This is a genomic window from Actinokineospora lacus (genome assembly GCF_053813445.1).
The window spans coordinates 308,286-328,603 of the sequence record NZ_JBQERA010000009.1 but is presented as its reverse complement, the minus strand read 5'-3'; the positions used below and the strand labels follow the sequence as shown (position 1 = coordinate 328,603).

Sequence of the window (20,318 nt, the reverse complement as noted above, 5' to 3'; positions counted from 1 at the left end):
CGAACAGTGGCCCGATCTGACGCATCGTCAGATTCGTCCGCCAATACACCGCGACCAGCAGCACCCGGTCCGGCAACGTCAACCGCCACTGCCTGCCAGGGCGTCCGTCGGCGATGGCCTCACCGCCACGAGCGGCCACCACCCGCACCAGCTTGCGGAACTGGCCCGGCTGCAGCCCGGTGAACGGCGCTATCCACTCCGACCGCGACGACGAGATCACCTGCACCCGCACATGATCAACCACCCGCCACACAACCCGATCACCGGGTTACGAGACACCCCTTAGCCACGTTCCGGCATCGCCTTTCGGTATACCGTGCCACGCTGAACGGCGCGGGTCAGGAAGCGGCTCGGGTGCCGGCTTTTTCCAGGGCTTTTTCGAGTTCGTCCCTGGTCATTTTTGAGCGGCCCTTGATGTCGAGTTCTTTGGCGAGTTTGTCGAGTTCGGCTTTGGTCAGGTCCGAGAGGTCCTGTTCGGGGGTGGCCTTGGTGGTGGGCTTTCCCTTGCGCCTGCTCTCGACGCTCGCGCTCAGGGCTTCGAAGAGGTCGACGACCTTTGTCGGTTCGGCGGGCTCTTCCTCGGTGACCACGGTTCGGCCCTTGCGCTTGTCTTCGATCAGTTGCTCGACGCGCTGGGTGTAGGTGTCGTGGTAATTGTCCGGCTGCCATTCCTCGGCCATGGACTCCACCAGGGAGACCGCCATGTCGAGTTCCTTGCCGCGAGCCGTGATGATCTCCGGCATGGATTTCAGCTCTTTCGCCGGGTCGCGGATGTCCTCGGCGAACAGCATGGTGTTCAGGATCAGCAGGTCGTCGCCGGGGCGTATGGCGGTGAGGTATTCCTTGCCGCGCATCACGAACGTCGCGATGCCCGCCTTGTTCGTCTTGCGCATCGCTTGGAGCAGGAGGCTGTAGGCCCGCGCGTACTCCTCCTTGGTCGGGGCCAGCCAATACGTGCGCTGGTAGTGGATCGGGTCGATCTGGTCCAGGTCCACGAACGCGCTGATGTCGATGGTGCGGGAGCGGCCCGGGGCGATGGCGTCGAGTTCGTCGGGTTCGAGGATGACGTACTCGTCGCCGCCGACCTCCGCGCCCTTGACGATGTCGGAGAAGGCGACCTCCTTGCCCGTGCGCTCGTTGACCCGCTTGTACCGGATGCGGTCGGCGGTGCCGCGCTCGAACTGGCGGAAGCTGATGGTGTGGTCTTCAGTGGCGCCGTACAGCTCTACCGGCACGGTCACCAAGCCGAAGTTGATGGCGCCTTGCCAGACCGGTCGTGCCACGACCCCTCCCCGGGTTTGCCTACATGTCAAACAGTAGGGGCGCACAGAGCCCAACGCCACGCTGTTGACTGAAAGAAGTTGACCGGTTCGAGGTTGAAAGTCACGCGAATGGGTAGTACTCCGGGTGTTACACGACCTCACGGAGGCGGCTTTGCTACGCACGAATGTCCCCCCACGCCCACTGTGGTGCGGCCTCGAGTACGGCCCCGCGCTCGTCGTGCTCGACCAAGCCGATGCCCGTCCCCGCGACCTGCCCCCCGCCTGGGCGCCGCTGGCCCTGTCCTTCCAGATCGCCTGGTGCGCGACCCCCGGCCCCGATTCGGGACCCGAGGCGGTCGAGGACGTCCTGGAGACCCTGGCCGACCGTCGGGTCCACACCGCCATGGTGGTCGACGCCGCGCTCGCCCAGTTCGCCGTGACCGCGCTCAGGGAGTTCTCCCACATCGTGCGCTCGCTCATCGTGGTCGGTCCGGGTGAGGTGCCCGACACCACGGTGCGCACGCGGCGCGTGCCCGGCAGCGGGGTCTCATCACCAGCTGTGGTCAAGGCGGTACACGCCGAACTCGACCCGCGCGCCCGGCTCGCGCCCCTCCGAGTAGACGGGTGGGCGCGCACCTGAACGGCCCAGCACGCAATATCGTGGGCGGCATGAGCACACACTTCGACGTCGTGGTCCTCGGGGCCGGGCCGGGCGGCTACGTGGCCGCGATCCGCGCTGCGCAGCTCGGCCTGAGCGCCGCCATCATCGAGGACCGCTACTGGGGCGGTGTCTGCCTCAACGTGGGCTGCATCCCGTCCAAGGCGCTGCTGCGCAACGCCGAGCTGGCCCACATCTTCACCCACGACGCCGACGCCCTCGGCATCGAGGTCGAGGGCTCCCTGCGCTTCGACTACGGCAAGGCGTTCGCCCGCAGCCGCACGGTCGCCGACGGCCGGGTCAAGGGCGTGCACTACCTGATGAAGAAGAACAAGATCACCCAGTACCACGGGTGGGGCACGTTCACCGACCCGAACACCGTCGAGGTGACGCTCACCGACGGCGGCGGCGAGACCATCACCTTCGACCACGCCATCATCGCCGCGGGCGCCACGACCCGGCTGCTGCCGGGCACCAAGCTCTCCGAGCGCGTGGTCACCTACGAGGAGCAGATCCTCAGCGACACGCTGCCCGGGAGCGTCGTCATCGCGGGCGCGGGGGCGATCGGCGTCGAGTTCGCCTACGTCATGCACAACTACGGCGTGAAGGTCACCATCGTCGAGTTCCTGGACCGCATGGTGCCGCTCGAGGACGAGGAGGTGTCCAAGGAGCTGGCCCGCCGGTACAAGAAGCTGGGCATCGACGTGCTCACCGGCACCCGCGTGGAGTCCATCGACGACTCCGGCGACAAGGTGCGCGTGACGGTGTCCAAGGGCGGCGAGGAGCGGGTCCTGGAGACCGACAAGGTGCTCCAGGCCATCGGCTTCCAGCCGCGCGTGGAGGGCTACGGCCTGGACAAGACCGGCGTCGCGCTGACCGAGCGCAAGGCCATCGAGATCGACGGCTTCTGCCGCACCTCGGTGCCGCACATCTACGCCATCGGCGACGTCACCGCCAAGCTCATGCTCGCCCACACCGCCGAGTCCATGGGCATCATCGCCGCGGAGACGATCGCGGGCGCGGAGACCATGGAGCTGGACTACGTCATGATCCCGCGGGCGACCTACTGCCAGCCGCAGATCGCCAGCTTCGGCTACACCGAGGCGCAGGCCAGGGAGAAGGGCTACGACGTGCGCGTGGCCAAGTTCCCGTTCACCGCCAACGCCAAGGCGCACGGCCTCAACGAGCCGGTCGGCTTCGTCAAGCTGATCAGCGACGCCACCCACGGCGAGCTGATCGGCGGGCACCTGATCGGGCCCGAGGTCACCGAGCTGCTGCCGGAGCTGACCCTGGCCCAGCAGTGGGACCTCACCGTCCACGAGGTCGCCCGCAACGTCCACGCCCACCCGACGCTGGGCGAGGCCGTCAAGGAGGCCGTCCACGGCCTGGCCGGACACATGATCAACATGTAGGGACGCTTGCCCGGGTAAGCCCGGGTAAGCCACACCACTTTGAGTTGTGTGCAATTGAGTTGCAGGCTATCTTTGATGGAGTAAGCCAACCGCGAAGGAGTTTGCGATGAAGGTGCTCTACACAGCCGAGGCCACCGCGACCGGCGAGGGCCGCGGCGGGCACGTCCGCTCGGCCGACGGTGTCATCGACCAGGACCTGGCGGTGCCGACCGGCCTCGGCGGGCCCGGCGGCGCGGCCAGCAACCCCGAGCAGCTCTTCGCCGCGGGCTACTCCGCGTGCTTCCACGGCGCCCTGCAACTGGTCGCCCGGCAGGCGAAGACGCCGATCGCGGGCTCGACGGTCACCGCGTCGGTCGACATCGGCAAGTCCGACGACGGCCTCGACCTGGCCGTGACGCTGACCGTCACCGTGCCCGACGTCGAGCGGGGCGTCGTGGAGGACCTGGTCGCCAAGGCGCACCAGGTGTGCCCGTACTCCAAGGCCACGCGTGGGAACATCGAGGTCGACCTCGTGGTCGCCTGAGCTTCACCGGAGGTGTGATGTGGCCGTCTCGCTGTCGTTGGAGCAGCAGCTGTGCTTCGCGCTGTACTCCGCGTCCCGGGCGATGACGGCCCGGTACCGCCCGCTGCTCGACGACCTGGGCCTGACCTACCCGCAGTACCTGGTCCTGCTCGCGTTGTACGAGCGCGACGCGCGCACGGTCAAGGAGCTGGGCGAGGAGTTGCGTTTGGACTCCGGCACCCTTTCCCCGCTGCTGAAGCGGATGTCCGCGGCGGGCCTGGTGCGCCGCACCCGCAGCGAATCCGACGAGCGCAGTGTCGTCGTCGAGCTGACCGACGAGGGCGCGGCACTGCGCTCGCGGGTGGGCGGGGTGCCCGCCGAACTGTTCCAGGGCAAGGACATCACCGTCGAGGAGATCGCCGACCTGCGCGCCCGGCTCCAGGACTTCCTCGCCCGCATCGCCTGATCCGCGAAAGTCGGCGTTCCCGGTTAGCGTGATGAGCATGAGTCACGTCAGTGCGAACCAGCCCCTCGGCACCCCGACCTGGGTCGACCTCGGCATCCCCGACCTCGCCGGCGCGCAGGAGTTCTACCACGGCCTCTTCGGCTGGGAGTACGAAGACCGCGCCGGCTACAGCATCGCGTTATCGGACGGCAGAAAAGCGGCCGGGCTGTCCGAGCACGCCGAGGGGCCGGATTTCTGGTGGAACGTCTATTTCGCCACCGACGACTGCGCCGCCACGGCCACCCGGGTCAAGGAGGCGGGTGGGCAGGTGGTCACCGAACCGGACCCGATGGCCGACCAGGGCGTGATGGCGGCGGTGGTCGACCCGGTCGGCACGCCGTTCGGCCTGTGGCAGGGCCAGAAGATGGTCGGCTGCGAGGTCGTCAACGAGCCGGGCGCCTTGGTCCGCAACGACCTCACCACCGGCGACCCGGCGCGGGCCAGGGAGTTCTACCGCGCGGTCTTCGACTTCACCTTCGACGTGAACGACGACCTGCCCGGCCTGGACTTCACCTTCCTGCGGCGCCCGGACGGCCACGAGGTGGCAGGCATCGTGGGCGAACCGAAGGCGCTGCGATCACGCTGGTCGACTACCTTCGAGGTCGCCGACGCCGACACCACCGCGACGGAGGCGCTGAAGTCGGGCGGGCGGGTCATCGACAGCCAGGACATGGCCTACGGCCGCGTCGCCGTCCTGCTCGACCCCTTCGGCACGGAGTTCTCCGTCATCGCCCGCCCCGCGGATTAGCTCGGCTCGTGGACGGCGGTGGCGTGACAGGCGCCCCAGCCCTCTGAGCGCAGCGTCACGCGGCCGTCGGTGATCCGCACGGCGACCTCGGTGCCGTCGCCGACGCCCTCGACGCCCGCCGCGGCGGCGATCGCGCCGGTCTCGTCCAGGACGACGCGCAGCCGGGGCCAGGCCGCCGCGGGGACGGCCTGGCGCAGGAGGCCGCGGGTCTCGGCCAGACTCAGCCGGACCAGGGGGAACAGCTCGGCCGGGGCGGTGGACACCACGACGGCGGTGACGGCCTCGCTGTCGGGGGCCGCGCGCAGGGCGTCCTCGATCGCGCAGAGGCGGTGGACGCCGAGGATGGCGACGACGCCGTTCTCGGCCAGCTCCGCCGGGCTGGCGCCCGCGGTGTCGGTGGCCGTCGGCGGTGACCACGGCCGGTCGACGGCCTGGATGTGGGGTAGGGCGTGCGGGGGAGCCCAGCCGTCCTCGAAGTCGGGCAGGTTCTCGCAGGTCTGCACCACGTGGAACGGCTCGACCAGGCCCGGGGCGGCCGCGGCGAGCTGGCGGGCGCCCTCCAGGGTGGTGAGCGCGGCCTCGGCCAGCCGGACCCGGCGCCCGGACCCGTCCAGGTGCTCGAAGGCCATGCCGAGCCGGATCGCCGAGAGCTTCATGAGCTGGGCGTACGGGCCGCGGGTGCGCTCGTCGGCGAGGATCTCCGGCAGCAGGTCGGCGGCGAGGCGGCTGGGACCGTGCGCGGGGTCGGTGGCCATCGGCAGCCGGGTGACGAAGGTCCGGGCCAGCGCGCCGAGGGCCGCGCGGGACGTCGTGTGCCGGGCAGGCCCGCCCTCGGCGGCGACGGCCTCGGCGTCCTCCGCCAAGACGGCGAAGTACAGGGCGCGCTTGCTCGGGAAGTTGGAGTAGACCGCGCCGCGGGTGAGTTCGGCCCGCGCGGCGATGGCGTCGATCTTGGTCTCGCGGAAGCCGCGCTCGGTGAACTCCGACCGGGCGGCGGCCAGCAGCTTGGCGCGGTTGCCCAGTTGGAGCGCGGTCCTGGTGGGCTTGGCCGCCACCGCGGGCCCTCCTCGCTCGGTCACGGTCTGTGCTCGATCACGATACCGCCGCCGCGTTCAGATGATGCGCCCATATGATGTCGGCATCCAGATGATGTCATCATATGACTTCATCATCTGAAATTGGAGGGCTGGATGACAGGCCAAGTCGCGGTGCCGGAGATCGAGGCGATGGACCCGGTGGTGCTGGGTGACCCGTTCGGGACCTACGCGCGGCTGCGGGAGCAGTCGCCGCTGGTCCGGCTGCTGGTCCCGGGCATGGGCGCGATGTGGGTGCTCACTCGCCATGACGGAGTCCGGGCGATGCTGGGCGACCCCCGCTTCGAGCTGAGCGCGGACAGCTACCTGCGCCCGCCGGGCCTCACCCCCGAGGTCACCGCCTACCTGCGGACGATGTCCGAGATGGACGGCCCGGAGCACGCCCGGCTGCGCAGGCTCGTCGCACCCGCCTTCACCGCGCGCCGCGCCACCGCCCTGCGCCCGCGCGTCGAGGCGATCGTGGACCGGCTCCTCGACGCGCTGCCCGCCACCGGCCCGGTCGACCTGATCGAGCACTTCGCCCGCCCGCTGCCGATGGCGGTGATCTGCGAACTCGTCGGCATCCCGGAGTCCGACCGCCCCGAGTGGCACGAGTACGGCGCGGCCGTCGCCGGTGGCTTCAGCGCCCGCTTCATCGAGGCGATCCCCAACATCATCGCCGGCGCCAAGGCGGCCGTCGCCCGCCGCCGCGCCGAGCCCGCCGACGACGTCCTCTCCGACCTCATCCGCACCCAGGACGAGGACGGCGACCGCCTCAGCGACACCGAGATGGTCACCCTCGTCTGGCACCTCGTCCTCGCGGGCCAGACCCCGACCAACCTCATCGCCAACTCCGTCGAGACCCTCTTCGCCCACCCCGACCAGCGCCCGGCCCTCACCGAGAACCCCGCCGCGGCTGTCGAGGAACTGACCCGCTGGTGCAGCCCGCAGCTGCTGACCACCCCGCGCCGCCCCCGCGAACCCGTCGACGTCGACGGCATCACCATCCCCGCGGGCGAGCCGGTCACCGCCGCCATCGCCTCGGCCAACCGCGACCCCCGCGCCTTCCCCGACGCCGACCGGCTCGACCTCACCCGCGCGCCGAACCAGCCCGGCCACCTCGCCTACGCCCACGGCCCGCACTACTGCCTCGGCGCCGCCCTGGCCCGCGTGCAGACCGAGGTGGCCCTCACCACCCTGTTCCGCCGCCACCCCAACCTGGCCCTGGCCATCGATCCCGCCGACCTCCAGCGCGCCCCCGACCCCGGGACCTGGCGCCTGGCCGCGCTTCCGGTGCGCCTCTAGAAACCCCGAGATCCGAGACCCGAGACCCGAGACCCGGGTGCCGAGACCCGAGACCCGGGTGCCGAGACCCGGGTGCCGGGTGCCGGAAGACTGATGGGAAAAGAGAACGGGCCCACCGACATCTTTGGCGGTGGGCCCGTTCGGCTGGGGCGGCCTAGACCAGGGGCCGGTCGGTCGGGGCGATCGGCCGCGGCAGGACCGTGCGGCCGGTCAGGTAGGCGTCGACGCCCGCCGCGGCGGCGCGGCCCTCGGCGATGGCCCAGACGATCAGGGACTGGCCGCGGCCCATGTCGCCCGCGGTGAAGACGCCGGGGACGCTGGTCTGGTAGTCGCCGTCGCGGGCGACGTTGCCGCGCGCGTCCAGCTCGACGCCCAGGTCGCCCAGCAGGGCCGACTTCTCCGGGCCGACGAAGCCCATCGCCAGGGTGACCAGGTCGGCCGGGATCTCCCGCTCGGTGCCGGGGATCGGGGTGAAGCCCTCGACGTCGGCCAGCCGCAGCGCCCGGACCGCTCCCTCGCCGACGAACTCGGTGGTGGACACCGAGTACACCCGCGAGCCGCCCTCCTCGTGCGCCGAGGACACCCGGAACAGCATCGGGTACGTCGGCCACGGGTGCGCGTCACCGCGCTCCACGCCGGGCCTGGGCATGATCTCCAGCTGCGTCACCGACGCCGCCCCCTGCCGGTGGGCGGTGCCGACGCAGTCGGCGCCGGTGTCGCCGCCGCCGATGACGACGACGTGCTTGCCCTTGGCGTCGATGGGGGAGCGGTCCAGCAGGCCGGCGGCCACCTTGTTCGCCGGCGGCAGGTACTCCATCGCCTGGTACACCCCGGACAGCGAGCGCCCCGGGATCGGCAAATCGCGCCACGCCGTCGCGCCCCCGGCCAGCACCACCGCGTCGTAGGACGACAGCAGGGCCGAGGCGTCGACATCGGTGCCGACGTCGACGCCGGTGCGGAACACCGTGCCCTCGGCCCGCATCTGCTCGAGGCGCCGGTCGAGCCGCGACTTCTCCATCTTGAACTCGGGGATGCCGTACCGCAGCAGCCCGCCGATCGCGTCGGCGCGCTCCAGGACCTCCACGTCGTGGCCCGCCCTGGTCAGCTGCTGCGCCGCGGCCAGGCCCGCGGGCCCGGAGCCGACGACGGCCACGTTCTTGCCCGTGCGCGCCACCGGCAGCACCGGGGTGATCCAGCCTTCTTCCCACGCGCGGTCGACGATGGAGATCTCCACGCGCTTGATGCCCACCGGGTCGGCGTTGATGCCCAGCACGCACGCCGCCTCACAGGGCGCGGGGCACAGCGTGCCGGTGAACTCCGGGAAGTTGTTCGTCGCGTGCAGCCGCTCCGACGCCGCGCGCCAGTCCTCGCGCCAGACCAGGGTGTTCCAGTCCGGGATGAGGTTGCCCAGCGGGCAGCCCTGGTGGCAGAACGGGATGCCGCAGTCCATGCAGCGCCCGGCCTGCTTGCCGACCTTGCGGGCGGCGAACTCGGCGGTGTCGTCGTAGACCTCGCGCCAGTCCTGCAGGCGCAGGAACACCGGGCGGGAGGGGGCGTTCTCCCGAGGGGTGCTCAGAAAGCCCTTGGGGTCAGCCATGTGCGGCCTCCATGATCGCCTGGTCGATGTCGCGGCCCTCGGCCTCGGCCGCGGCGCGGGCGGCCAGCACCCGCTTGTAGTCCTTGGGCATCACCTTGGTGAAGCGGCTGACGACGGCGTCCCAGTCGGCCAGCACCGCCCGCGCGACCGCCGAGTCGGTCTCGGCCTGGTGACGCGCGACGGTCTCGCGCAGGAAGTCGTGGTCGTCGGCGTCGAGCGGGTCGAGGTCGACCATCTCCGGGTTCACCTGGCTCGCGGCCAGGTCGAGGACGTAGGCGATGCCGCCGGACATGCCCGCGGCGAAGTTGCGCCCGGTCGGGCCGAGCACCACCACGCGGCCGCCGGTCATGTACTCGCAGCCGTGGTCGCCCACCCCCTCGACGACGGCCAGCGCGCCGGAGTTGCGCACGCAGAACCGCTCGCCCACCTTGCCGCGCAGGAAGAGCTCCCCGCTGGTGGCGCCGTAGCCGATCACGTTGCCCGCGATCACGTGCGCCTCCGCGGCGAACTGCGCCCCCGGGTGCGGGCGCACGGTGATCCGCCCGCCGGAGAGGCCCTTGCCGACGTAGTCGTTGGCGTCGCCGACGAGGCGCAGCGTCACGCCGCCGGGCAGGAACGCGCCGAAGGACTGGCCCGCCGTGCCGGTGAAGGTGACGTCGATGGTGTCGTCGGGCAGGCCGCCGCCGCCCCAGCGCCGGGTCACCTCGGAGCCGAGCATGGTGCCGACGGTCCGGTTGACGTTGCGCACCGGCAGTTCCAGGCGCACCTTGTCCCCGGACTCCAGCGCGCCCTCCGCCAGCTGGATCAGCGTGTTGTCCAGCGCCTTCTCCAGCCCGTGGTCCTGGGCGACGACCCGGTGCCGCGAGGCGCCCTCCTCTAGCTCGGGCACGTGGAAGATCGGCGAGAGGTCCAGCCCGGTGGCCTTCCAGTGGTCCACCGCGGCGCGGGTGTCGAGCAGCTCCGCGCGGCCCACCGCCTCGGCGAGGGTGCGGAAGCCGAGGGAGGCCAGCAGTTCCCGCACTTCCTGGGCGATGAACTCGAAGAAGTTCACCACGTACTCGGCCTTGCCGCTGAACCGCTCGCGCAGCACCGGGTTCTGCGTCGCCACGCCGACCGGACAGGTGTCCAGGTGGCAGACCCGCATCATCACGCACCCGGAGACCACCAGCGGCGCGGTCGCGAACCCGAACTCCTCGGCCCCGAGCAGCGCGGCCACGACGACGTCGCGGCCGGTCTTGAGCTGCCCGTCGGTCTGCACCACGATGCGGTCGCGCAGCCGGTTGGCCAGCAGCGTCTGCTGCGTCTCGGCCAGGCCGAGCTCCCACGGCCCGCCCGCGTGCTTGATCGACGACAGCGGCGAGGCGCCGGTGCCGCCGTCGTGCCCGGAGATCAGCACCACGTCGGCGTGCGCCTTGGACACCCCGGCCGCGACCGTGCCCACGCCCACCTCGGAGACCAGCTTCACGTGGACGCGGGCCGCCGGGTTGGCGTTCTTCAGGTCGTGGATGAGCTGGGCGAGGTCCTCGATGGAGTAGATGTCGTGGTGCGGCGGCGGGGAGATCAGCCCGACGCCGGGCGTGGAGTGCCGGGTCTTGGCGATCCACGGGTAGACCTTGGTGCCGGGCAGCTGCCCGCCCTCGCCGGGCTTGGCGCCCTGGGCCATCTTGATCTGGATGTCGTCGGCGTTGACCAGGTACTCGCTGGTCACGCCGAACCGGCCGGAGGCCACCTGCTTGATCGCCGAGCGTCGGGTCGGGTCGTAGAGCCGCTCGGCGTCCTCGCCGCCCTCGCCGGTGTTGGACTTCGCGCCGAGGCGGTTCATGGCGATCGCCAGCGTCTCGTGCATCTCCTGGGAGATCGAGCCATAGGAGATGGCGCCGGTGGAGAACCGCTTGACGATCGAGGCGACCGACTCCACCTCCTCGACCGGCACCGGCTCGCGCACGCCCTCCTTGAACGCGAACAGCCCGCGCAGCGTCTTCAGCGACGAGGACTGGTCGTCGACGAGCCGGGTGTACTCCTTGAAGATCTCGTATTTCCCGGTGCGCGTGGAGTGCTGGAGCTTGAACACCGTCTGCGGGTTGAACAGGTGCGGCTCGCCCTCGCGGCGCCACTGGTAGTCACCGCCGACGGCCAGCTCGCGGTGGCTGGCGCGCACGCCGTCGGCCGGGAACGCCGCGCGGTGCCTGCGGGCCACCTCCTCGGCCAGCACGTCGAAGCCGATGCCGCCGAGGCGGGAGGTGGTGCCGGTGAAGCAGCTGTCGATCACCTCGGCGCCGAGGCCGAGCGCCTCGAAGATCTGCGCGCCGTGGTAGGAGGCCACAGTGGACACACCCATCTTCGACATGGTCTTGCGCAGCCCCTTGCCCAGCGCCTTGATCAGGTTGCTGGTGGCCTGCCTGCCGTCCATCCCGGCGATGATCCCCCGCTCGGCCATCTCCTCGACCGTGGCCATCGCCAGGTAGGGGTTGACCGCGGAGGCGCCGAAGCCGACCAGCAGCGCGATGTGGTGCACCTCGCGGGCGTCGCCGGACTCGATCACCAGGCTCACCTGCGAGCGGGTCTTCTCCCGCACCAGGTGCTGGTGCACCGCGCCGACGAGCAGCAGCGACGGGATCGGCGCCAGGTTCTCGTCGACGCCCCGGTCGGAGAGCACGACGATGCGCGCGCCGTGCTTGATCGCCCAGGACACCTCGGCGCGGATCTCGGCCAGCTGCTCGCGCAGGGCGTCGCCGCCGCCGCGCACGTCGTAGCGGCCGTGGATGGTGACCGACTGGAAGCCGGGCATGTCCCCGTCGTCGTTGATGTGGACGATCTTGGCCAGCTCGTCGTTGTCCAGCACCGGGAACGGCAGCGAGATCCGGCGGCAGGAGTGCGGGCCCGCGGCCAGCAGGTTCGGCTCGGCGCCGAGCTGGGTGCCGAGGCTGGTCACCAGCTCCTCGCGGATGGCGTCCAGCGGCGGGTTGGTGACCTGGGCGAAGAGCTGGCTGAAGTAGTCGAACAGCGGGCGCTGGTCGGTGGAGAGCGGGGCGAGCGGGGCGTCGTTGCCCATCGACCCGATCGGCTCGGCGCCGGTGCGGGCCATCGGCTCCAGCAGCAGCGCCAGCTCCTCCTCGGTGTAGCCGAACGCCTGCTGGCGGCGCACGAGGGAGGCGTGCGTGGGGATCTCGCGCTCACGGGTCGGCATGGTCTCCAGCGGCACCATGCCCGCGTCGACCCAGTCGGCGTACGGGTTCGCCGCGGCCAGCTCGCCCTTGATCTCCTCGTCGTCGATGATGCGGCCCTGGGCGGTGTCGACCAGGAACATCCTGCCCGGCTCCAGCCGCCCCTTGCGGACGATGGTGGTCGGGTCGATGTCCAGCACGCCGACCTCGCTGGCCAGCACGACGAGGCCGTCCTCGGTGACCCAGTAGCGCGCCGGGCGCAGGCCGTTGCGGTCGAGCACGGCGCCGATCTGGGTGCCGTCGGTGAAGGAGACCAGCGCGGGGCCGTCCCACGCCTCCATCAGGGTGGAGTGGAACTGGTAGAACGCCCGGCGGGCGGGGTCCATCGTCGTGTGGTTCTCCCACGCCTCGGGAATCATCATCAGCACGGCGTGGGGGAGCGAGCGGCCGCCGAGGTGCAGCAGCTCCAGCACCTCGTCGAAGGAGGCGGAGTCGCTCGCGCCGCGGGTGATGACCGGCAGCACCCTGCGCAGGTCCCCGGGGATCAGGTCCGAGGACAGCATCGCCTCGCGGGCGTCCATCCAGTTCCGGTTGCCGCGCAGGGTGTTGATCTCCCCGTTGTGCGCGACGTAGCGGTAGGGGTGGGCCAGCGGCCAGGACGGGAAGGTGTTGGTGGAGAAGCGGGAGTGCACCAGGCCGAGCGAGCTGGTGACGCGCTCGTCGGTGAGGTCGGGGAAGAACGGCGCGACCTGGGGCTCGGTGAGCATTCCCTTGTAGACGATCGTCCGCGAGGACAGGCTCGGGAAGTAGGCGTCGGCGGCCCGCTCGGCGCGCTTGCGCACGCAGAAGGCCAGCCGCTCGAGGGCCATCCCGCTGACGCCGTCGGCCGCGGCGATGAACAGCTGCGCGAAGTGCGGCATGACCGAGGCCGCGGTCGCCCCCGCGTGCTCGCGGTTGACCGGCAGCTCGCGCCAGCCGAGGACGACGGCGCCCTCCTCGACGGCGATCGTCTCAATGACTGAGACGGCGGTGGCGCGCGCGTCGGCGCCCACCGGCAGGAAGGCGGTGCCCACCGCGTACGCGCCGGGGTCGGGCAGTCCGAAGTCGACGACCGCGCGGTAGAACGCGTCCGGCACCTGGATCAGGATGCCCGCGCCGTCACCGGTGTCCGGCTCGGCCCCGCGGGCGCCGCGATGCTCCAGGTTGCGCAGGGCGACGAGGGCTTTGGCGACGATGCCGTGGTCACGCCGACCGGTGAGGTCGGCCACGAAGGCCACCCCGCAGGCGTCGTGCTCGTACTGCTCGTCGTAAAGACCACCGCGCAGGCGGTCTTGGCGGGTCGTCACGCTAGCGGCCCTCCCATAATGCGGGAACTCATGCGGGCAGGCGGGACCTGAGGGGCCAGAGCGGCACCCACCAGACCCCACGGCCCGTGCGTTCCCGGAAACGTCCGGCGACATTGGTGCCCGGGCAACGGGCGGGTAGACGCACCTCATCGTGCGAGGGAGCGGCCGTCGGACCCCATTGGCGACGGGCGCGGGCAGGTGGCGTCGCGCTGCGGCGTCCGCTTGAGCGCGTCGCCGGGCACGATGCTTGGGCACAACACTGTGCGGGCCATGTGGATGAGGCGTCGGGCGGACTACGCTGGCACGTCCCGCCGCCTGCTGGCTACCCGGGATCTTCCGGGGTTCTCATGACAATAGTGTGAAATGTTCGTATCCGGGATACGCCGAACGGCGCGCGTGAAAATCGCCACGTGCCCCTTGACGCGTGCTGTTGGGGTCATCCTACCCCTGAGCTGGGGAAACGATGGGCGGGAGCGTTTCGGGCCTGTCACGCGTTGAACCGGTGACGACGTGAAAGGGAGGGTCGCCGTGCCGGTCTTGGTCCTGTTGCTGCTCGCGATGGTCGCCGAGGTGGCCGTCCTGGTGTGGATCGGCGGGCTCGTGGGCGTGCTGCCGACGCTGCTGCTGCTGGTCGGCGCGACGCTGCTCGGCGGCTGGCTGCTGCGCAGGGAGGGCGCCAGGGCGCTGGGCGCACTCCAGCAGGCGGTGTTCGCCCGCCGCGCGCCCGACCGCGAGGTGATCGACGGCATGTTGATCGCCGCGGCGGGTGTCCTGGTCTTCGTCCCCGGTCTGATCAGCGACGTGCTGGCGCTGGGCCTGCTGTTCCCGCCGACCCGGGCGGTGGTCAGGGCCAGGGTGCTGCGCCGGGCGTCGGCGCGGGCCGCGGTGGCCGACGCGATCGTGGTGGACTCGACCATCGTGAACCCGGTCGCCCCGGACCCTGGGCGGGTGGACTCCGGCCGGGTGGACCCCGCGGTCATCGTCATCCCCGAGCCCCGGGATGACACGAAGGCGTGAATCAGCGACGCGCTTGCGGCGGTTGAGGCCGCCGCGTTGACAGGATCAGCGCCATGCGTGCGCTGACCCTGGCTTGTGTCCTGTGCGTGGTGGCCGCGGTGCCCGCCGCGGCCGACGAGTTCGAGCCCTACCGGCCGGGCGCCACCGCGGTGACCTATGACGCGCGGGTGCCCGAGGGCGCCCGCGCGTCGGTGGTGTCCTTCGGGCTGGGCGGGCGGACGGTGGTGTCGCTGCTGGTCAGCGGGTTGCAACCGCGGGCGCACTACGGCGCCCACGTGCACGTGCGGCCGTGCGGGCCGACCGGCGCTGAGGCGGGGCCGCACTTCCAGAACGTGGTCGACCCGGTCTCGCCGTCGGTCGATCCGGCGTACGCCAACCCGAGGAACGAGGTCTGGCTCGACCTCACCACCGACGCCCGGGGCATGGCCCTGTCCTCGGCCCAGGTGTGGTGGCGCTTCGGCGACCGGCCCGCCGGGTCGGTCGTGCTGCACGCCCACCACACGGCGACCGCTCCGGGCGAGGCAGGGATGGCGGGCCCGCGGCTGGCCTGCCTGACCGCCGACTTCGCGTAGACCAACTCTGGTCAGCCCGCTGCGGGGAGGCGGTCCAGGAGCCAGCGGGGGCCGAGGACGTCGGCGCCCGCGGCCGTGCAGCGGGCGCGGAGTTCGCGGTCGGCGGTGACGACCGTGCACAGGTCCTGTACGGCCAGCTCGGCGATGGTGTCGTCGCCGCTGCCCCGGGCCGCCACGACGGTGACCTCGGGGGTCGGGTCGACGCCGCGGGCCTGGCCCTCCACGACCAGGACGATCTCGGGGAAGGCGACGTCGAAGCCGCCGAAGCCGGTGACGCCGCCCGCGGCCAAGGCGGCCAGCGAGTCGCGCAGGCGGGTGGCGGCCCCGTGGCGGTCGCGCCACCAGCCGTCCGGGCGCGAGCCCATGACGTTGGCGCAGTCGACCACCAGGACCGGGCGCCGCAGGCAGGCGCGCAAGCGGGGCCAGGCGTTGGCGAACGGGGCGAACAGCGGGCGCAGGTGGACCTGCTCCACCGGCACCCACGCCGCCGCGTCGGTCTCACCGGAGGCGGGGCCCACCTCGGGCATCGGATCGACCGTGCCGATCACCGTGTCGTAGGCCCAGCCGCCGTGGTCCTCGCGCAGGACGCCGATGAGGTCGACCAGGGACACGTCGAGGGTCGACTCCTCGCTGGTCTCGCGCAGCGCCGCCACGACCGCGTCCTCGTGGCTGTCCCGGGCCCCGCCGAAGGTGCCCCAGGTGTTCCCGCCCGGCGTCCACCCCGCGCGCCGCTGGAGCAGGACGTGGCCGCCGGACACCGGCAGCAGGCCCGCGGCGCCGTAGCGCCCCCAGTGCCGGTGCCCGCGCCTGCACCGCACCACTCGATCGCCGTCTCCCCGACCCAAGGAAACCCCTTTCGCGTCGACTGTGAAACGAGTCCACCACGGTGGGGGTTCCCGTGCGCGGCGTCCCGCCGCGGCGGGACCGTCAGAACTCGCCCACCTTCGTCACGGTCAGCACCGCGGTCCCGCTCTCGTCCGACGCGCGCAGGTCCACGTCCGCGGTGAAGCCCCAGTCGTGGTCGCCGCTGGGGTCCTCGAAGATCTGCCGCGCGCGCCAGAGGTCCTCGCCCTGCTCCAGGATCAGCAGCGCCGGGCCGCGGGCGTCGGGTCCGGTGCCGATCTGGGCGTGCGCGTCGAAGTACGGCGCCAGCGCGTCCTCCCAGGCGATGGCGTCCCACCCGGTGTCGCCGTCGAGCTCGCCCAGGGCGTGCCAGTCGCGGCGGGCGGCGAGCTGGACGCGCTGGAACAGGGCGTTGCGGACCAGGACCCGGAAGGCGCGCGGGTTCGTGGTGACCGCAGGCGGGGCGTCGTCGACCACGACGGCGTCCTCGTCGGCGGGGTTGGTCAGCTTCTCCCACTCGTCGAGCAGACTGGAGTCGACCTGGCGGACCAGCTCGCCCAGCCACTCCACCAGGTCGGTCAGCTCCTCGGTCTTGGCGTCGTCCGGCACGGTCTGGCGCAGCGCCTTGTAGGCGTCGGCGAGGTAGCGCAGCACCAGGCCCTCGGAGCGGGCCAGGCCGTAGAAGGCGACCAGCTCGGTGAAGGTCATCGCGCGCTCGTACATGTCGCGCACCACCGACTTCGGCGAGAGCCGGTGGTCGCCGACCCACGGGTGCCCGCGCCGGTAGGTCTCGAAGGCCGCGCCGAGCAGCTCGGCGAGGGGCTTGGGGTAGGTGACCTCGTCGAGCAGGGCCATCCGCTCGTCGTACTCCATGCCCTCGGCCTTCATCGCGGCGACCGCCTCGCCGCGGGCCTTGTGCTGCTGGGCCATCAGCACCTGTCGCGGATCGTCCAGAATGGACTCCACCACGGAGACCGCGTCCAGGGCGTAGGACGGCGATTCCCGGTCCAGCAGCTCGATCGCGGCCAGCGCGAACGGCGAGAGCGGCTGGTTCAGCGCGAAGTCGACCTGGAAGTCCCCGGCCAGCACGACGGTCCGGCCCTGCTCGTCGGGCTCGTCGAGCTTCTCCACCACGCCCGCGGCCAGCAGCCCGCGGTAGATGGCGATGGCGCGGCGGATGTGGCGGCGCTGGGCCGGGCGGTCCTCGTGGTTGTCGGTCAGCAGGTGGCGCATCGCGGCGAACGGGTCGCCCGGGCGGCCGATCACGTTGAGCAGCATCGCGTGGCTCACGACGAAGCTCGACGTCAGCGGCTCCGGCTCGGCGTCGACCAGCCGCTCGAAGGTCGGCCTGCCCCAGGAGACCATGCCCTCCGGCGGCTTCTTGCGCACGACCTTGCGCCGCTTCTTCGGGTCGTCGCCGACCTTGGCCAGCGCCTTCTCGTTCTCGATGACGTGCTCCGGCGCCTGGACGAGCACGGTGCCGACGGTGTCGTAGCCCGCCCGGCCCGCGCGCCCGGCGATCTGGTGGAACTCCCTGGCCTTGAGCAGCCGGGTCCTGATCCCGTCGTACTTGGACAGGGCGGTGAACACCACGGTGCGGATCGGCACGTTGATGCCGACGCCGAGGGTGTCGGTGCCGCAGACGATCTTCATGAGCCCGGCCTGGGCCAGGCGCTCCACCAGCCGCCGGTACTTGGGCAGCATCCCGGCGTGGTGCACGCCGATGCCGTGGCGCACCAGGCGCGAGAGGGTCTTGCCGAAGCCGGAGGAGAAGCGGAAGTCGCCGATGAGCCTGGCGATCTCGTCCTTCTCCTTGCGGGTGCAGACGTTGATGCTCATCAGCGCCTGCGCGCGCTCCAGGGCGGCGGCCTGGGTGAAGTGCACGACGTAGACCGGTGTCTGGTTGGTGCCGAGCAGTTCCTCAAGCGCCTCGTGCAGGGGTGTCAGGCCGAAGGAGAAGAACAGCGGCACCGGGCGCTCGGCGCTGGCCACGACCGCGGTGTCGCGGCCGGTCCGCCGGGTCAGGTCGTCCTTGAACCGGGTGACGTCGCCGAGGGTGGCCGACATCAGCAGGAACTGCGCCTTCGGCAGTTCGATCAGCGGCACCTGCCACGCCCAGCCGCGGTCGGGCTCGGCGTAGAAGTGGAACTCGTCCATCACGACCTGGCCGACGTCGGCGCCGTCACCGTCGCGCAGGGCGATGTTGGCCAGGATCTCCGCGGTGCAGCAGATGATCGGCGCGCCCGGGTTCACGCTGGAGTCCCCGGTCATCATGCCGACCTCGGAGGCGCCGAAGATGTCGCAGAGGGCGAAGAACTTCTCCGACACCAGCGCCTTGATGGGGGCGGTGTAGAAGGTGCGCTGCCGGTGCGCCAGCGCCGCGAAGTGCGCGCCGGTGGCGACCAGCGACTTGCCCGAGCCGGTCGGGGTGTTGAGGATGACGTTGGCCCCCGAGACCAACTCCATCAGGGCTTCTTCCTGCGCCGGGTACAGCGACAGGCCCTGCTCGTCCGCCCAGGTGGCGAACGCGTCGAACAGCGCGTCGGGGTCGGGGGAACCGGGGAGGCGGGCGGTCAGCGTCATGATGGGCACGATCGTGCCCGGTCTCGGCGTGGCGGCGCCACCCGGGTGTTTAGAAGCGGTGCCCGTACAGCACGCTGCGGACGGCCCCGATGACGGAGCTGAACAGCGGCAGGGCCGGGTGCGCCAGGTCAGGCGCGGTGGCCCAGTGGGTGGTGGCCCGGTCGGTGGCGGGGGTGGGCAGCAGCACGCGCGCGGCCACCGGCTCGACACCGGGCGGCAGCGGGCGGCGCCGCTGCTCGTTGGTGACCGGCTGGGTGAGGAAGGTCCACTCGGTGCGCTTGCCCGGCACCGCCAGGACGGGACCGGCGAGCATCCGCAGCCGCAGCCACCACTGCACCTCGGCGCCGAGCCCCGCGCGCATCCGCAGCCCGGCGACGTCGTCCCCGAGCACCAGGTAGGCCGCGCGCGAGTCCCCGTCGACCGGCCAGTGGAGCCGTGATCGGTACTCGGCCACCTCGAAGGCCGCCGGTTCCGCGCTTCCGTCTCCGTCCACGGCGTGCAACGCCGCGATGTTCGCCGCTGTCATGGCGAGCCACCTTCCACCGTCGACACCCGCGGTGATCGCCCCATTGCGGTCGTTGGACGCCGACTCTCGTTCATCTAAGGATCGGCGCTGCGGGAGGGGGTGACTCATCCCAGTAGCCCATAACCCGCAAGTGATAACGCCCACATACGGTGGTCGACCGATCGCGGGGGGCCAGGTCAGACGCGGGCGGGGCTGGGGAAGACCTTGCGGAGGATGCCGTGCGGGTTGCCGTGGCGCTTCCACTCGCGCGGGTAGCCGAGGCTGACCTCCTGGAACCGGACCCCGTCGTGGTGGGTGATGCGGGGGACGTGGAGGTGGCCGTAGATCATCGCGGCGGTGCGGAAGCGGGTGTGCCAGTCGGCGGTGAGGGTGGTGCCGCACCACTGGGCGAACTCCGGGTAGCGCAGGATGCGCGTCGGCTCGCGGACGGTGGGGTAGTGGTTGACCATCACCAGGGGAACCGAGGGGTCGCAGGCGGCCAGCCGGGCCTCGGTGGCGACGGCGCGGGCCTGGCACCAGGCGTCGCGGGTCTCGTAGGGGTCGGGGAACAGGTAGTACTCGTCGGTGCACACGATGCCCGCGGTGTGGGCGATCTCCAGGGAGTCCTCCTTGGTGGAGGTGCCGGGGGCGTGGAAGGTGTAGTCGTAGCCGACGAACAGCGGGGCGATCAGGACGTCGCCGTCCTCGCCCTCCCACGTCGCGTACGGGTCCTCGGGGGTCAGCACGCCCAACTCGCGGCAGATGCCCACCAGGCGGTCGTAGCGCTCGACGCCGCGGGTCTGGTCGGGGTCGTTGGGGGTGGTCCACAGCTCGTGGTTGCCGGGGGTCCAGACCACCTTCGCGAAGCGCTCGGCCAGCAGGTCGAGGGCCCAGCGCACGTCCTCGACGCGCTCGGCGATGTCGCCCGCCACCAGCAGCCAGTCATCGGCCGACTCAGGACGCAGGCCGCGGGTGATCTCGCGGTTCTCGTCGTAGGTGATGTGCAGGTCGCTGACGGCCAGGAGGGTTCCCACGCCCCGATCCTGTCATCCGGGGCTGGGAGCGGGGAACGGAGCTGTCGGCCGCCCGTCACTCCCGGCACCGGCTGACGGCCTTGGCGCGGGCCAGACCGCCTCGAAGCGGGCTCTCATCGAGCACGACGCCTGCTGTCCGGCCGCTCCGGACTGGCCCGGATGCAGTAATCTGTGACACACCGCACCCTTTGG

17 protein-coding genes are annotated in these 20,318 nt (G+C 71.4%); 8 read left to right on the top strand and 9 right to left on the bottom strand.

The genetic code is table 11. From position 1 onward, the window contains the following. Both ACTG9Q_RS23635 and ku read right to left on the bottom strand, forming a co-directional pair. Positions 1–226, bottom strand: a 226-nt coding sequence (locus ACTG9Q_RS23635) for a transposase family protein (protein WP_455575047.1), incomplete at its 3' end; no start/stop codon positions are given. Positions 227–338: 112 nt separating this feature from the next. Then, on the bottom strand, positions 339–1,283 hold the full coding sequence (ku, locus tag ACTG9Q_RS23630) for a non-homologous end joining protein Ku (protein ID WP_455575062.1): 945 nt from the start codon (positions 1,281–1,283) through the stop codon (positions 339–341). Between the two features lie 151 nt (positions 1,284–1,434). On the opposite strand from ku, the gene ACTG9Q_RS23625 reads away from it, so the two are divergent. The 5 genes from ACTG9Q_RS23625 (at position 1,435) to ACTG9Q_RS23605 (ending at position 5,087) form a co-directional block, all read left to right on the top strand. Continuing rightward, positions 1,435–1,902 (top strand): hypothetical protein, encoded by a 468-nt coding sequence (locus tag ACTG9Q_RS23625; RefSeq protein ID WP_455575046.1) that lies wholly within the window; start codon positions 1,435–1,437, stop codon positions 1,900–1,902. 29 nt (positions 1,903–1,931) lie between these two features. After that, positions 1,932–3,332, top strand: coding sequence for a dihydrolipoyl dehydrogenase (gene lpdA / locus ACTG9Q_RS23620; RefSeq protein WP_455575045.1), 1,401 nt, complete (start codon positions 1,932–1,934; stop codon positions 3,330–3,332). Positions 3,333–3,438: 106 nt separating this feature from the next. Next, the gene (locus ACTG9Q_RS23615) at positions 3,439–3,855 is read left to right on the top strand and encodes an organic hydroperoxide resistance protein (protein ID WP_455575044.1); all 417 of its coding nucleotides are present in this window, start codon (positions 3,439–3,441) and stop codon (positions 3,853–3,855) included. Between the two features lie 82 nt (positions 3,856–3,937). Beyond that, positions 3,938–4,300, top strand: a complete 363-nt coding sequence (locus ACTG9Q_RS23610; protein ID WP_455575061.1) for a MarR family winged helix-turn-helix transcriptional regulator — start codon at positions 3,938–3,940, stop codon at positions 4,298–4,300. 37 nt (positions 4,301–4,337) lie between these two features. After that, entirely contained in the window at positions 4,338–5,087 is a 750-nt protein-coding gene (locus ACTG9Q_RS23605; protein ID WP_455575043.1) for a VOC family protein, read from the top strand. Here the strand turns inward: ACTG9Q_RS23605 and ACTG9Q_RS23600 are convergent. Next, positions 5,084–6,166, bottom strand: coding sequence for a TetR/AcrR family transcriptional regulator (locus ACTG9Q_RS23600; protein ID WP_455575042.1), 1,083 nt, complete (start codon positions 6,164–6,166; stop codon positions 5,084–5,086). The two genes, ACTG9Q_RS23605 and ACTG9Q_RS23600, sit on opposite strands and share 4 nt — an antisense overlap. 111 nt (positions 6,167–6,277) lie before the next feature. On the opposite strand from ACTG9Q_RS23600, the gene ACTG9Q_RS23595 reads away from it, so the two are divergent. Then, entirely contained in the window at positions 6,278–7,465 is a 1,188-nt protein-coding gene (locus ACTG9Q_RS23595) for a cytochrome P450 family protein (RefSeq protein ID WP_455575041.1), read from the top strand. Between the two features lie 154 nt (positions 7,466–7,619). Here the strand turns inward: ACTG9Q_RS23595 and ACTG9Q_RS23590 are convergent, their stop codons facing one another. Together ACTG9Q_RS23590 and gltB are read right to left on the bottom strand one after the other, a co-directional pair. Continuing rightward, positions 7,620–9,062, bottom strand: a complete 1,443-nt coding sequence (locus ACTG9Q_RS23590; protein ID WP_455575040.1) for a glutamate synthase subunit beta — start codon at positions 9,060–9,062, stop codon at positions 7,620–7,622. Continuing rightward, the gene (gene gltB, locus ACTG9Q_RS23585) at positions 9,055–13,572 is read right to left on the bottom strand and encodes a glutamate synthase large subunit (RefSeq protein ID WP_455575039.1); all 4,518 of its coding nucleotides are present in this window, start codon (positions 13,570–13,572) and stop codon (positions 9,055–9,057) included. The genes ACTG9Q_RS23590 and gltB overlap by 8 nt, the downstream gene beginning before the upstream one ends. A gap of 528 nt (positions 13,573–14,100) precedes the next feature. Here gltB and ACTG9Q_RS23580 point away from each other — a divergent pair. Together ACTG9Q_RS23580 and ACTG9Q_RS23575 are read left to right on the top strand one after the other, a co-directional pair. Beyond that, positions 14,101–14,589 (top strand): FxsA family protein, encoded by a 489-nt coding sequence (locus ACTG9Q_RS23580; protein WP_455575038.1) that lies wholly within the window; start codon positions 14,101–14,103, stop codon positions 14,587–14,589. A gap of 53 nt (positions 14,590–14,642) precedes the next feature. Beyond that, a complete protein-coding gene (locus ACTG9Q_RS23575; RefSeq protein WP_455575037.1) occupies positions 14,643–15,161 on the top strand; it encodes a superoxide dismutase in 519 nt (172 codons plus the stop codon). Between the two features lie 11 nt (positions 15,162–15,172). On the opposite strand, the gene ACTG9Q_RS23570 is transcribed toward ACTG9Q_RS23575, so the two are convergent. The 4 genes from ACTG9Q_RS23570 to ACTG9Q_RS23555 form a co-directional block, all read right to left on the bottom strand. Next, positions 15,173–15,979, bottom strand: a complete 807-nt coding sequence (locus ACTG9Q_RS23570) for an NUDIX domain-containing protein (protein ID WP_455575036.1) — start codon at positions 15,977–15,979, stop codon at positions 15,173–15,175. A gap of 109 nt (positions 15,980–16,088) precedes the next feature. Continuing rightward, positions 16,089–18,587: a DEAD/DEAH box helicase gene (locus ACTG9Q_RS23565; protein WP_455575035.1), complete on the bottom strand. Its 2,499-nt coding sequence runs from the start codon at positions 18,585–18,587 to the stop codon at positions 16,089–16,091. A 49-nt stretch (positions 18,588–18,636) separates the two neighbouring features. Next, a complete protein-coding gene (locus ACTG9Q_RS23560; RefSeq protein WP_455575034.1) occupies positions 18,637–19,113 on the bottom strand; it encodes a hypothetical protein in 477 nt (158 codons plus the stop codon). A 176-nt stretch (positions 19,114–19,289) separates the two neighbouring features. Further along, entirely contained in the window at positions 19,290–20,126 is an 837-nt protein-coding gene (locus tag ACTG9Q_RS23555; RefSeq protein ID WP_455575033.1) for a metallophosphoesterase family protein, read from the bottom strand. Positions 20,127–20,318 lie beyond the last annotated feature (192 nt).

What these genes read in the sequence shown, in the direction of transcription:
- ACTG9Q_RS23595 (WP_455575041.1), top strand. Translation starts at nt 6,278, where the DNA reads ATGACAGGCCAAGTCGCGGTGCCGGAGATCGAGGCGATGGACCCGGTG.
- ACTG9Q_RS23560 (WP_455575034.1), bottom strand. Translation starts at nt 19,113, where the DNA reads ATGACAGCGGCGAACATCGCGGCGTTGCACGCCGTGGACGGAGACGGA.
- ACTG9Q_RS23610 (WP_455575061.1), top strand. Translation starts at nt 3,938, where the DNA reads ATGACGGCCCGGTACCGCCCGCTGCTCGACGACCTGGGCCTGACCTAC.
- ACTG9Q_RS23590 (WP_455575040.1), bottom strand. Translation starts at nt 9,062, where the DNA reads ATGGCTGACCCCAAGGGCTTTCTGAGCACCCCTCGGGAGAACGCCCCC.
- lpdA (WP_455575045.1), top strand. Translation starts at nt 1,932, where the DNA reads ATGAGCACACACTTCGACGTCGTGGTCCTCGGGGCCGGGCCGGGCGGC.
- ACTG9Q_RS23565 (WP_455575035.1), bottom strand. Translation starts at nt 18,587, where the DNA reads ATGACGCTGACCGCCCGCCTCCCCGGTTCCCCCGACCCCGACGCGCTG.
- ACTG9Q_RS23615 (WP_455575044.1), top strand. Translation starts at nt 3,439, where the DNA reads ATGAAGGTGCTCTACACAGCCGAGGCCACCGCGACCGGCGAGGGCCGC.
- ACTG9Q_RS23575 (WP_455575037.1), top strand. Translation starts at nt 14,643, where the DNA reads ATGCGTGCGCTGACCCTGGCTTGTGTCCTGTGCGTGGTGGCCGCGGTG.
- ACTG9Q_RS23605 (WP_455575043.1), top strand. Translation starts at nt 4,338, where the DNA reads ATGAGTCACGTCAGTGCGAACCAGCCCCTCGGCACCCCGACCTGGGTC.